Genomic DNA, 13193 nt, shown 5'->3' on the forward strand with positions numbered 1-13193 from the left:
GAGTTAATATTTGTTAACATCAAAGTGACTTTCATCAAAGTGACTTTAATGCGTGGTCTCTGTGCCCTTAGTGATTCAATACTTTTTGTTTTTAGAGACAGTTAATAACCGTCTGGATTACTTGCTTGCCAATTCCACGAGTCTCTGCACATTTCTGCGAGTCCTCTAGTGGCTGTCCAACCTAAGGCTTCGCTGGCCGTTTTGGGGTCTGCATAACAAGAAGCCACATCACCTCCTCTGCGTGGTACAAATTGGTAAGGAATCGCTTTGCCGCTTTGTTTTTCAAACTCTTTGACCATATCCAAGACACTATAACCTTGGCCAGTGCCTAAGTTGTAAGTCACTATGCCAGGAGTGGTGGAGAGTTTTTCTAAGGCTTTTAAGTGACCCGCTGCCAAATCCTCTACATGTATATAATCTCTCACACCTGTGCCATCAGGGGTGTCATAGTCGTTGCCGTAAATAGAAAGCTGCTCACGCTTTCCTGTGGCCACTTGGGTGATAAAAGGCATTAGATTGTTTGGGATACCATTTGGATCTTCACCTATACGTCCTGATGGGTGAGCGCCAGCGGGATTAAAATACCTCAGTAGTGCAATATTCCACTCATTGTCAGATTTGTATAAGTCGCGTAGCACTAATTCAACCATGAGTTTTGACATACCATAGGGATTGGTAGGTTGACCTGTTGGCATATCTTCTCGAAGAGGCAGTTCAACGGGATCACCATAAACGGTTGCAGATGAGCTAAATACGAGATTTTTAACCGCAAACTTTTTCATGGCTTCGCATAGCGTCAAAGTGCCATATACATTGTTGTTATAATAATTGAGTGGCTTCTCTACTGATTCACCTACTGCTTTTAACCCGGCAAAATGGATTACCGCATTTATTTTATGTTTGGAAAAAAGTAATTCTAAAATGGTATGGTCGCGAATGTCTCCTTGCACAAAAATCGTTTTTTTGCCGGTTAATTCTTCAACACGATTGAGTGATTCTTGCGAAGAGTTACACAGGTTGTCGAGCACTATTACTTGATTACCAGCTTCTAATAGCTGCAAAACAGTATGGCTACCAATGTATCCTGCCCCGCCTGTTACTAAAATTGTCTGCATTATTAATCTCCTTCAGGTTGAGGGTTAGATTGAGGAATATATTTAGCACACAAACCGTATTGTACTGGTTTGACTAGCATTGGATAAAGTAGGGTAACAAGTAACGCCCAAAGAATAGCCATCCAATCTGTTGCTATTTGAATGATAAAGATAAACACGGGGATCACGATTAACATTTTTAGCACATTAAGGAGTAATTTTTCTGGTCCAATTAACTTTTTTTGTGCAATTTGTATTGCTGCTAATCTTTGCGTAAGAGATAAATGTTGTAATTGTGGAATGGTTTTGGTCGAAAAGTATAACTTCATATCAAGTTTGACCTGTGTATAACAATAAAAACCCAACTCAGTTAATGACCAAGTTGGGCATGTTTAACCTTAATTACTAGCAGGTAATTCAGCCAATTTTTCCCATTTTTTAGTTTTAAACGTAAACAAGAAAATGACAATACCAATAGAAATAGTAAATAAGCTAATCTGTAGATAAAGGTTAGGCATATCTTCGACTTTATTAGGGTCAAAGTTTCCTGCCAATAAACCTGCAACAACATTGCCGATAGAGTAGGTGAGTACAAATACCCCCATCATCTGACCAGCAAAACGTTTCGGTGATAATTTACTGACCGCCGACAAAGCAACGGGGCTCAAACATAACTCACCTACAGTATGCAAAAAGTAGGTCGCGATTAGCCAATAAGGCGCCACTTTCAAACCTGTAGCAGCAACTTGCGCAGCAAAGAACATCACAAGGAAACCGGTTGCCATAATAACTAAACCAAGGGCACATTTAAAACCATATGAAGGAGTAATCATTCTTTTCGCTAAATTTATCCACATTGCCGCGAAGAAAGGCGACAAAATAACAATAAACATAGAGTTGGCAGATTGTAACCATTCAGGTGGGATCTCAAAAGTACCTATAATTCTATCTGTATAATTTTGTCCAAATAAATTTAGAGACGAACCGGCCTGCTCAAAACCTGTCCAGAAAAATATAGAAGCAACACAGACTAAAAATAATGCCCCTAATTGACGCTTTTCGTTCGGTGAATTATTTCCTAGAAAAAATACCGCGGCAAAATACCCTAAAAATAATATGGTAGCGATTATTGCAAAGTTCTCAGCGACAACTACAGCGTTAAAGTCCATAAGATCATTCATTAACATATAGGTCACTACCGCAATGCCTAACAAGAATAAACCTATCACTGACCAGCTCATTTTTGCTGCTTGTGGTGACAATTTAACTGTGGGCTCTGCACCGGCACCTTCTAATTTGCTCAGGGTTTTTTTATACAAAACCAAGCCAATAGCCATACCTACTGCAGCGGCCCCAAAGGCCCAGTGCCAGCCCATGTTAAGACGCAGATACCCGCAGACCGTATACCCGATAACTGAACCTAAATTGATCCCTAAATAATAAAGGGTATATCCACTGTCTCGTCTTTTGTCATCACTTGAGTACAACTGACCGACTAATGCACCAATATTTGGTTTTAATAAACCTGTACCTAATACAACTAAAATCAAGCCGATGAAGAAGGTATAATCATTTGGAATGGCCAAAACAATGTGACCACACATGATGATTATGCCGCCATACCAAACCGCCCGTTGTCCACCAATCAAGCGGTCAGCCATCCAGCCACCGGGTAACCCCATTAAATATACAGAACCGGTATAAAGGCCATATATAGCCGTCGCCGAAGCAACAGTGATCGCTAACCCACCTTCTTGTATCGATGCCGTCATAAACAGCACCAGCATGGCGCGCATGCCGTAGTAACTCATTCTCTCCCACATTTCTGTTAAAAATAATGTGGATAGACCCCCTGGATGCCCCAGAAAATCTTTTGTTTTTGATTGAACTGCTTCAGTTGTCATTTAATCTGCCTTTTATTTTTATAATGTTTGACACGTTAGGCTAAGCCTTAAGATGCAAGCCTCCCTGAAGGCCAAAAGTATCTAAAGTCTATGAGTTATCAATTCAGTCCAAAAGGTTTTTTAAGTCTGTATTGGAAAAACGCTTAACTGTGCCCGTCATTTGGACGCCTTGTTTATACTAGAGTCGCCACAACAACTCAAGAAAACTGCGAATACACGGGTGATAATTTAGTTATTTTGTTACCGAATTCAATTTCTCTTCATTTGCGTTATAGAGCATAAAAATTTGAATGCTTCGGCTATTTGCTTGTGTTTATTGCCTTATTAGTTTTCTCAATTGAGTTTGATAGCTGCATATTCGGAAGTTTCAGCTGTAAGACGACCTTGTTAGCCGTTGCTTGATTCAAATAAATTAACTTACTGAACATCTAGTTAATCCAGCACTTGCGTTTAGATACTGTTTTTGCTCTTATTGCTTATATTTTATTATGTAAATTCAAATAGAAAATGCCAAAAATTAGATTAAGGGATCTCAGTTAAATGAAAGTAACAGTATTTGGAATTGGATATGTTGGCTTAGTACAAGCAGCTGTAATGGCTGAAGTGGGTCATGATGTTGTGTGTATCGACATTGACCAAAACAAGGTGGATCGATTAAAGGAGGGGCATATACCTATATATGAACCAGGTCTGACACCTTTAGTTAAATCTAATTATGAAGCGGGCCGAGTTGATTTTACTACAGACGCTGCACGTGGAATTGAACATGGTGAAGTGATTTTTATTGCGGTTGGAACGCCTCCTGATGAAGACGGTTCAGCTGATTTAAAGTATGTTTTGGCTGTGGCTGAAACCATTGCTACACACATGCAGTCCCATAAAATTGTCATTAATAAATCGACTGTGCCAGTTGGGACTGCAGACAAAGTGAAAGCTAAAGTTGCCAAAACGTTAGCTGATTTGGGTAAATCAGTGACTTATGATGTGGTTTCTAACCCCGAATTTTTAAAAGAAGGGGCAGCAGTGAATGACTGTATGCGCCCTGACCGTATCATTTTAGGTACAGATAGTGAAACTGCAGAGAAGAAACTCCGCGAGTTGTATTCACCCTTTAATCGAAATCACGACAAAATTATTGTGATGGACATTCGCAGCGCTGAGCTAACTAAGTATGCCGCTAATTGTATGTTGGCGACTAAAATTAGTTTTATGAATGAAATGGCAAACCTTGCAGAAGTATTTGGCGCGGATATTGAAAATGTGCGTCGTGGCATAGGATCTGATCCCCGAATTGGCTACCAATTTATTTACCCTGGTTGTGGTTATGGTGGTTCATGTTTCCCCAAAGATGTGCAAGCGCTAGCTCGCAGTGCAACAGCGGCAGGTTATACAGCTAGGGTATTGGAAGCCGTTGAAGAAGTTAACTATGCGCAAAAAGAAAAGCTGTTTGAGTATATTTCTCGTCATTTTTCTGGTGATTTAAAAGGTAAAACTGTGGCACTGTGGGGCTTATCATTTAAGCCCAACACCGATGATATGCGTGAAGCATCGAGTCGTGTGTTAATGGAAAAACTATGGGCAGCGGGAGCAAGTGTGAAAGCCTATGATCCCGAGGCTATGGAAGAAACACAACGTATTTATGGAAGCCGAAATGACTTAGCGCTAATGGGGACGAAAGAAGCCGCATTAGAAAACGCTGACTTTTTGGTTATTTGTACCGAGTGGCAAGCATTTAGAGCACCAGATTTTGAGTTGATTAAACAAAAGTTAACTATGCCACTGTTGTTTGATGGGCGTAATTTGTTCGAGCCTAAACTCATGATGGAATACGGATTGCATTATTATGCTATTGGTCGCGGTTTATCAGTAAAGGAACACTAATATGAGTCAAGTAAAAAAAGCAGTTATACCGGTAGCAGGATTGGGAACAAGAATGCTACCAGCCACTAAGGCTATCCCCAAAGAAATGTTACCTGTGGTGGATAAACCTCTTATCCAGTATGTGGTGGCTGAGTGTGTTGCAGCGGGTATCAAAGAAATTATTTTGGTTACCCATGCCAGTAAAAACAGTATTGAGAACCATTTTGATACCAGTTTTGAGCTGGAAGCAACCTTGGAGAAAAGGGTTAAACGTCAATTGCTTGAAGCGGTACAAGCTATTTGCCCTAAAGACGTCACTATTATGCATGTTCGTCAAGGCGTAGCAAAAGGCTTAGGCCACGCGGTGTTATGCGCTCGTCCTATGGTCGGTGATGCCCCCTTCGCGGTGGTGCTGCCCGATGTGATAATAGATGAATATTCTTGTAATCTTAAAAAAGATAATTTGGCGGACATGGTGGCGAAGTTTAACACTAACCGCGTCAGTCAAATTATGGTTGAACAAGTTCCACAAGAAGATGTGAGTAAGTACGGGGTAGTGGATTTAGAAGGCTTGGAGTTAAAACAAGGCGAGTCTGGAAAAATTCACGATATGGTAGAAAAACCAGACTTAGAAGATGCGCCTTCTGATTTAGCGGTTGTAGGTCGTTATGTGTTGTCTGGAAAAATTTGGGATATGCTAGAGTACACGCCACCCGGTGCGGGTGATGAGGTTCAGTTGACTGATGCAATCACTGCATTGATGAAAACAGAACAAGTGGATGCGTACTACATGAAAGGCAGAAGCCATGACTGTGGAAGTAAATTAGGTTATATGACGGCAAACGTAGAGTATGCGTTACGTCATCCAGAGTTGGGCGAGGAATTTAAGTCTTTCCTAGCAGACCTAAAGCTTTAGTAAACAGGCCGCTCGTTGTGACAATGAGCGGCCTAAATATTGATTTATTTCTAACTGGTTTTTACCTGCCCTTTTAACTTCTCAAGCATTTTTTTACCCACACCTTTTACATTTACCAATTCGTCTACAGATTTGAACTTACCATTTTTTGTGCGGTATTCGATAATGGCTGCTGCCTTTTTTTTGCCAACACCGGGCAATGTCACTAATTGCTCTAACGTCGCCGTGTTCAAATCGACCTGTGTCATTTGTTTTTGACTCATTTTGCTTTTTGCCGTGTCGGCAAGTGCAAAATTGGTCGAAGTAGTTAGAAATACACTGGAAAGTAATAATACAAAGAGGAGTTTTTTCATAAATTAAGTCCTTATAGTTGATTCCATGTTGATGCATATGCACCAGCATAAACATAGTAGCAACTGCTAAGTTCGTAAAGTAATTAGCTCAATGTCCTAGTGATAATGACTATTATTCAATCAAGCTGACAGAACACATTTGTTCTCGCTACCACCTCTGTCATCATACTTGTGAGTGTTGCTGGGCTTAAACCTAGTTCATGCAATCCCGTTTTGAGATAGCCTTCTGTCTCCTCGCAATGGCCTGTTCTTAAAAAGTAATGTTCTTGGGCCAGGATTAAACCGATCCCAAGTACATAGCAATATTGACTGGTAGAGGAGGTTTTCTGTTGCTCTGGCGACACTAGATCGTAGTCACGCAATACTTCTAACATTTGTTTATTTTGATGCCATGTTTTTGCCAACATAAAACCGTCGTGCTTGAGGCGTTGGGACTCCTTAGCTTTTATTAGACTTGCCAATTTAAATCGAGGAATTGTTGTCGTTTCCCAGCGCTTTAAACTTCGAATAGTGGGGAGGGTAAATAATCTAGACACCGCAAAATAAGCGGTTGTGCTGGCGAATTCAGAAGAAAGTAATTTTGTTCTGGTAGCCAGTTCAGCTACGATATTTACAAAAAACTGGTTAAAGGTTAAAAGCGCTTGTTGCAGTGGAAAGTATTGTTGGTTCAGTCTAGCTAACAAAGAGTATTGTAATAAAATACTGTTGCTGCGTTCAAAACCAAGCATGGCTAATCCATGTTGAATACTGCGAACGGGCTGTTTATTTCTGTTCATCGAAGAAGCGGAGACTAGCAGTTGGTGCGCATGCAAAGGCTCTTTTTCTATGGCTTTTATTATTACCGCTATATCTGCATTGACGTGATTCAGTTGATCTTGAATGACCATTAAAGATGCTGGCGCAGTCTTAATTGACTGAATTAAGTTAAATGCTACTTTAGGGGCATGTTCTTGATGGCTAGAAAGCCATTGATTCAGCTCAGTGCCCCACCAATGATTAAGCCGAGCAAATCCATTGAGTTGCTGGCATGGATAAATTTTTGTCACTTGATCTGTTGTTATGACCTGAATATCTGTCTCACTGGACTGCATTCCAATAGTCTGTTTATTTGATAACGCTTTGGTGACGAGTCCTTTATTATTGAGAGATAACACCATATGTACGGAGTTATCTCGTAATCGAATATAACTGCCTGGTGGCGAAACGCTTGGATAGTCTACTAGTGGCATCAATAAAACGTACCATTTGTGGCAACATATTAAGCTTAAGTGTTTGATAGCGTTGGCAAAACTAATAGATTGTTTTTGTTTGTTAGTTGTACATAACAGAGCGAATTTGTTGGCCATATAGGTTAGGGCTGAAAGGGGACTAGTAAGACTTTCTTGGGGATAACGACTCAAATGGATATGGGGGCCAAGTAAATAACTTGATAACCAGACTTGCTGTCGGCTAGTTTTTAATAAGTGAACAAAAGTCGCATTGTGTTGACCGATTTTTGTTGTGGTTGGTTTTTGATTGTCTGCAACTGTTTGGTAATGTTTTTCAATTGATGACTGTTCTAATCCGCAGATACTCAAGGATCCACACATTAATTGAATGGTAACAGATGGGTCAAACTTGTTTCTCTCAGCCAATAAACAGGTTATCACCACTGAATTGAACGATAGGTTAACGATAAAAGGTAGTTGCGATTTATACAGTTGCGGTTGTGCAAATAGTAGATCAGGGTGTGCCTTAGCTGCCCCATACAAATTTTTGCAAAAGTGTAGGGTTGCTTGGAGCAAATCCCTGTCTAACGGTGCAGTGCGGTAAATTTTAAGTAACTTTACCAGAGCAATATAGTGTTGCTTAACTATTTTCTCTGGCATATCGAGGCCTACCTAACCATCGATAAAAGATTGATAGGCACTGTCACCCCATGCTATGAGTTCGTTATTTTTGAATAGTAGCGCGGTGCATTCGTCTTCTGTGGTGATCCCATCGGCTTGTCTATGGTGAGTACGATAAAACATCACTTGCAGCTCAGAGTTATCGTTTCTCTTGGCTTCTGTAATATCTGGGCTACCTAATAACTCCAGTATCTGTTTTTTCTGTAAGCCCAATTCAAGTTTAGATATTTGGATTTTGTTGTATTCCTGACGGTCTTCCCAGTCCATATTCTGTGGAGTATCTGGATAGAGCGTGATAACGGCCATGACAAACACCGCATACATACCTACACCAATAACAATTCTCTTAACTACTTTTTTGTTCATGTGTTTCTTTCTAATATTTACCCAATCTAATCATATAAAAATAGTTGGATGATTGCAGTGAGTTGAACGTAAATTTTCGTTGAACTAGCGTAACAGCTGCTCGCTTTTATTTATTCAGTTATTTGATAACAAGGGATATATTGGCTTCCTGGCAGTTTCATTCTCTGTTGCTCAACAAAAGATTCTAACAAGCCGTCCATCAACTCCATTAATTTTGGATCTCCTCTTAGTTGGAAGGGACCGTGCTCTTTAATTAAAGCAACTCCTTCAGACTTAACGTTACCGGCAACGATCCCAGAAAATACCTGACGCAACGCAGCGGCTAGTTCGGTTTTAGGTTGCGTAAAGTTTAACTTGAGCTCTGACATGTTACTGTGATTCGGAGTAAAAGGACTTTGAAAATCGGCTGCAATTTTAAGTGACCAATTAAAGTCGTAGGAATCGCCTCTTTGCTTACGATAATCCCTGACTAAACATTGTTTTTGTTTAATGATTTGCGCCACTTTTGCCGCATCACCTACGACTATTTCATATAAGTTCTGCGCTTCAGGCCCCAAAGTCTCACCAATAAAATGATCAATGGACTCAAAATAAGCTTTACTGTGCTCGGGGCCAGTGAGAACAATTGGCAGTACTTGTTGTTGGTTTTGCTCATCTAACATAATGCCAATGAGGTAAAGCAATTCCTCTGCCGTGCCTGCTCCACCGGGGAAAATGACTATGGCATGGGATAAGCGAATAAATGCCTCTAAGCGTTTTTCAATATCAGGCATAATAACGAGTTCATTTACTATGGCATTGGGTGGCTCAGCTGCAATGATCCCGGGTTCTGTTAAACCTAAGTAGCGGCCATTTTTATAACGCTGTTTAGCATGACCTATAGTGGCCCCTTTCATAGGACCTTTCATAGCACCTGGGCCACAACCTGTACAAATATTGAGATTGCGAAGGCCTAGTTGATAACCCACTTCTTTCGTGTATTTATATTCTGTTGTACTTATTGAGTGTCCGCCCCAGCACACCACCATATTTAACTCAGCTGTGTTTTTAATGGTTTGTGCATGGCGCAGCATATCAAAGACACTGTGGGTGATATAGGCAGTGTCAGGTGTTACCCCCAATGATTGTGCAGAATACTTTGCCCCCATGTGCAGTAAATCTCGGAGCACAGAAAAGATGTGTTCATGCACCCCCTTTATCAATACACCATCTACAAAAGCATGTGCAGGTGGGTTGACTAACTCAACTTTTACGCCTCTTTCACGAATAATTAAATTGACTGCAAAGTCGTGGTGAGGTGCAAATATATTGTCACTATTATCTATTTCAGCGCCGCTATATAGAACAGCCAAACAACAATTTCGGAATAATCTGTATAGATCTCTGTCTGTAGATTCGCTTAGCAAGTTAACTTCTAGCTGGGATAGCTGGCTCATTGCGCCTAAAGGATTTAGTTGAATTCTTTGCATAGTCACCTGATTTTATTAAGTTATTTTCGTGAATATAGCTGGTATCACTGTCTAGCCAGTCTACCTTCGAAGTATATTTTTTCAAAGTTGCTTCTAAAGGGGTTGATATCAAGTCCGCCACGTCGCGTATATCTGGCATAGACAGTTAATTTTTGGGGCTTACATTTAGCCATAATGTCACAAAAAATTCGTTCAACACATTGTTCATGGAATTCATTATGTTGTCTGAATGATATTAGGTAGCGCAATAGTCCTTCATGATTGATTTGCTGTCCTTGATAACGAATACAAACACTTCCCCAGTCAGGTTGATTGGTTATCAAACAATTGGATTTAAGCAAATCACTGCTCAGCGTTTCTTCAACAAATTCGCTGTTAGTCGATAAGTAAGCCGGTTCCAGTTGGTAGTTTTTGACTTCAATATCCAAATCGTCAATGCACACAGCATCGAAACTTTCAATTCGCATCTGAGAAAATTCTGCCGCTTTGAATAGCTCTACCTCGACTTTTTCCCCAGCACATTGAGATAAGTCTTTTGTTAACGCTTCTGTGACTGAGTCTATGGAGTCAAAATGGCTTTGGTTAAAGCTATTTAAATAAAGTTTAAATGACTTGGATTCAATTAAGTTTGGCGATGTGGCGGGCACTTCACAGCGCATGATAGCGACCTTAGGTTTACCCTTAGCATTGAGCCAAGATAATTCGTAGCCATTCCATCTATCGGTTCCGTAGAACGGCAATTCAGCCCCTAAATTTAGTTCTACTCTGTTCATACTTCTAGGAACAGCCTGTAACAAATCGGGGGCATATATCTCTCGGTATTCGGTGGCTTTGCCTAAACTTAACCCGGCAAGGGTTGTTTGCTTATCAATTTTTTCGCTCACATTCACTCTTTTTTATTCTGACTAGGTTGTTTCCGTCAGTCTACCTCATGACTTAGGTGCTCAAAACCTTGAGATATCATTTTTTCAAAATGATGTTAAATTACCCCCAATAAAAGGTGTCGTAGAAAGAGAGTATTGATGAGTGAACAAGTAACCGCTGCATTAGATGAGTTTGTGGAAAAGTATGTAAGTGCGGCTAAAAAACATCCAGAGATGTTAGTGGTTGAATATGACAGCGACTGGCCATCAGACTGCTATAGGGATTCTGGTAAAACAGGAGAGAGTGTGAGCTGGCAGCCAGTAAAGCGTTCTGAAGGCGCCAATTTTAAGGATTTAGAAACAGCATTAGAGATGAAAATTCATCCAGATGTGGTCAGTTATTATTCAGCCTATTGGAGTGATAACTTAAACGCCAAAACAAACAAAGGTTATTTACAATTATTGCAACCATGGAATCAGGGCGATTTTGAACGATTACAACAAAACTTGATTGGGCACATATTAATGAAAAGAAGGTTACAGCAACCCGAAACCTTCTTTGTTGCCTTAACAGATGAAGATGATTTTATCCTTACCGTTAATAACAGCAGTGGTGAAGTCATGCTTGAACAAGTCGGACTGATACCTAAAGAAGTCGTTGCACCTAATTTAGCTGTCTTCATTCAGTCCTTGCAGCCAATACCTGCCCAAGCTTAATTTTTATCTGACAAATTGGCTAATTGTTGCATGAGTGTGGCTACCTGAGCTTCAAGCTTTGAGACGCGCTGTTGTAAAGTTTGCTCGGTTGTAGATCTAGTATTTAATTGTGGGTTTGTGAGGGGCGGGCGACCGCCTGAACTGGATTTCCAATTTTGTAACCCTTTAATCACTTCCGGAATGGCAAGAGTGCGCTGTGACAAATTTCTAATCAAGGCTACTGAAGGTGTTTTACCTTGTTCTGAGATGTCAAAACACAGGTGAATAATATAATCGATATTGCTCATCTTATTGGTCAAAACTCCTAATATTTTGCAAAAAGCGCTAATTTCATTTTAACCACTTCTTATTGTAATCACCATATATTTATATAAAACAGATGGTTAGCGTTCTGGCCTCAAATTTGAATACACTTTGTTAAATTGGCTAGCTTTAGTCTTTAACTACAACAAAAATAGTAAGGAATTATTAATGAACAAGTTCGCATTAGTCGCATTATTTGGATTATCACTAGGGTTGAGTGGTTGTGTTATTTCTGTAGACGGTGATGGAAAATATGGTCATCATTCTGACTGGCAAGACAAAGAACAGAAAAATCGTAAATATATTTCGCGATTACAGATAGATGTCAGTTATGACGAAATACTCAATCGTATGGGGATCGCTGATTTTAATGAGTTTTATACTAAAGATAACGATACTTATCAGGTCTTATATTACAGAACGCAACGTATCGAAGGTGATGGTGTCACTACAAAGAATGAATGTACACCTCTTGTGTTTAAGAATAGCGCATTGGTAGGCTGGGGCGAAACTGCTTTTAAAGGGATCAGTATTTAATCATTGGGCTCACTGGTTATATCGGTGAGCAACGCATGTTAGTGTCCATTTATGCTGTATTAAGAGGTTATTTAAAAATTAGCTTGTGGATTTGCAACAAACTGTTAACAAGTTTGCATCCATAGGGTAGAGTATTCATAAAAAGAATAGGCGCTAATCATGATGGTATTACAAGAAGAACAAATTACAGACGTAGATAATATAAAAGCTGTTTACTTAACAGCTGAAGACCTAAAAATTGCAGCGTCAATATTATACCTTGCTTACCATGATGACCCGTTATTTGTAGATATATTTCAATACGAAAAAGAAGGGTATGAATCTCGCTTACGTTCGGCCATTAGAGAAGAATTAAATGCATTTTGGTTAGCTAAGCAGCCAATGATCGGTTTGTTTGATGATGACAGATTGGTAGCCGTTGCCTGTTTAGTGAGTCCAGATGCAGAGTTAGGACCCAATAGGTTTTGGCATTGGCGCTTAAAAATGCTATTAACTGCTGGGTTTTTGGGTACTAAACAAATGGTCGAGAAAGAAACTAAAGTACGTGAAAGAGTGCCAGCCGAGTACTTTCATATGTTATCTCTGATTGGAGTACATCCTGATCTGCAACATCATGGATTAGGGCATGTATTAATGAGTGCAATAGAAGGCATAATGCTTGAAGACCCAAAAAGTCAGGGGGTTGGTATGTATGTGACTTTACCTAAATGTTTATCTTTTTTTGAAGACGGCCAATATAATTTAGTGGAAGAATTAGAGATCGGTAGCATCAAAGGGCATTTAATGTTTCGACCTCGTGAAGCCCAATAAATTATCCTGTCAGTTTTTCCCTGTCTCGGTGTAAGAGATTTCGTACAAAGACGTAGGTGAATTCGTCATTTCTCACTTTCTTTACACTTACATCGTTTTTAACTTATTGTTT

At 39.9% G+C, this 13193-nt stretch carries 14 protein-coding genes; 5 read left to right on the plus strand and 9 right to left on the minus strand.

Annotated features, from left to right (window positions below; genetic code table 11):
- Positions 1-101: 101 nt before the first annotated feature.
- From galE to AAC000_RS11785, 3 genes are all read right to left on the minus strand, one after another.
- Positions 102-1115, minus strand: a complete 1014-nt coding sequence (gene galE / locus AAC000_RS11775) for a UDP-glucose 4-epimerase GalE (protein WP_339722916.1) — start codon at positions 1113-1115, stop codon at positions 102-104.
- A 2-nt stretch (positions 1116-1117) separates the two neighbouring features.
- Entirely contained in the window at positions 1118-1423 is a 306-nt protein-coding gene (locus AAC000_RS11780; RefSeq protein WP_339722918.1) for a DUF6170 family protein, read from the minus strand.
- A 69-nt stretch (positions 1424-1492) separates the two neighbouring features.
- Positions 1493-2998, minus strand: coding sequence for a peptide MFS transporter (locus AAC000_RS11785; protein WP_339722919.1), 1506 nt, complete (start codon positions 2996-2998; stop codon positions 1493-1495).
- A 540-nt stretch (positions 2999-3538) separates the two neighbouring features.
- Here AAC000_RS11785 and AAC000_RS11790 point away from each other — a divergent pair.
- A complete protein-coding gene (locus AAC000_RS11790; protein ID WP_339722921.1) occupies positions 3539-4879 on the plus strand; it encodes a UDP-glucose/GDP-mannose dehydrogenase family protein in 1341 nt (446 codons plus the stop codon).
- Position 4880: 1 nt separating this feature from the next.
- Complete coding sequence (gene galU, locus AAC000_RS11795) at positions 4881-5774, plus strand: UTP--glucose-1-phosphate uridylyltransferase GalU (RefSeq protein WP_339722923.1); 894 nt, start codon at positions 4881-4883, stop codon at positions 5772-5774.
- A 50-nt stretch (positions 5775-5824) separates the two neighbouring features.
- Here galU and AAC000_RS11800 read toward each other — a convergent pair whose 3' ends face one another.
- The 5 genes from AAC000_RS11800 to queF form a co-directional block, all read right to left on the minus strand.
- Positions 5825-6127, minus strand: coding sequence for a helix-hairpin-helix domain-containing protein (locus tag AAC000_RS11800; protein WP_339722925.1), 303 nt, complete (start codon positions 6125-6127; stop codon positions 5825-5827).
- A 116-nt stretch (positions 6128-6243) separates the two neighbouring features.
- Positions 6244-7995 carry a hypothetical protein gene (locus AAC000_RS11805; protein ID WP_339722927.1) on the minus strand — a complete coding sequence of 584 codons (1752 nt, stop codon included), beginning with the start codon at positions 7993-7995 and terminating at the stop codon, positions 6244-6246.
- 12 nt (positions 7996-8007) lie between these two features.
- The gene (locus AAC000_RS11810; RefSeq protein WP_339722929.1) at positions 8008-8382 is read right to left on the minus strand and encodes a DUF3192 domain-containing protein; all 375 of its coding nucleotides are present in this window, start codon (positions 8380-8382) and stop codon (positions 8008-8010) included.
- Between the two features lie 110 nt (positions 8383-8492).
- Positions 8493-9851 carry a nucleotide 5'-monophosphate nucleosidase PpnN gene (ppnN, locus tag AAC000_RS11815; protein ID WP_339722931.1) on the minus strand — a complete coding sequence of 453 codons (1359 nt, stop codon included), beginning with the start codon at positions 9849-9851 and terminating at the stop codon, positions 8493-8495.
- A gap of 44 nt (positions 9852-9895) precedes the next feature.
- Positions 9896-10735, minus strand: coding sequence for an NADPH-dependent 7-cyano-7-deazaguanine reductase QueF (gene queF / locus AAC000_RS11820; protein ID WP_339722933.1), 840 nt, complete (start codon positions 10733-10735; stop codon positions 9896-9898).
- 138 nt (positions 10736-10873) lie between these two features.
- On the opposite strand from queF, the gene syd reads away from it, so the two are divergent.
- The gene (syd, locus tag AAC000_RS11825) at positions 10874-11431 is read left to right on the plus strand and encodes a SecY-interacting protein (protein ID WP_339722935.1); all 558 of its coding nucleotides are present in this window, start codon (positions 10874-10876) and stop codon (positions 11429-11431) included.
- Here the strand turns inward: syd and AAC000_RS11830 are convergent.
- Complete coding sequence (locus tag AAC000_RS11830) at positions 11428-11718, minus strand: hypothetical protein (protein ID WP_339722937.1); 291 nt, start codon at positions 11716-11718, stop codon at positions 11428-11430. The genes syd and AAC000_RS11830 overlap by 4 nt on opposite strands.
- Positions 11719-11902: 184 nt before the next feature.
- Here AAC000_RS11830 and AAC000_RS11835 point away from each other — a divergent pair, with 184 nt between their 5' ends.
- Together AAC000_RS11835 and AAC000_RS11840 are read left to right on the plus strand one after the other, a co-directional pair.
- Positions 11903-12271, plus strand: coding sequence for a DUF3192 domain-containing protein (locus tag AAC000_RS11835; protein WP_339722939.1), 369 nt, complete (start codon positions 11903-11905; stop codon positions 12269-12271).
- Between the two features lie 162 nt (positions 12272-12433).
- Entirely contained in the window at positions 12434-13081 is a 648-nt protein-coding gene (locus AAC000_RS11840; RefSeq protein WP_339723006.1) for a GNAT family N-acetyltransferase, read from the plus strand.
- The last annotated feature ends 112 nt before the right edge of the window (positions 13082-13193 follow it).

Origin of the sequence: uncultured Paraglaciecola sp. (genome assembly GCF_963977085.1) — a bacterium.
Lineage (GTDB): Bacteria > Pseudomonadota > Gammaproteobacteria > Enterobacterales > Alteromonadaceae > Paraglaciecola.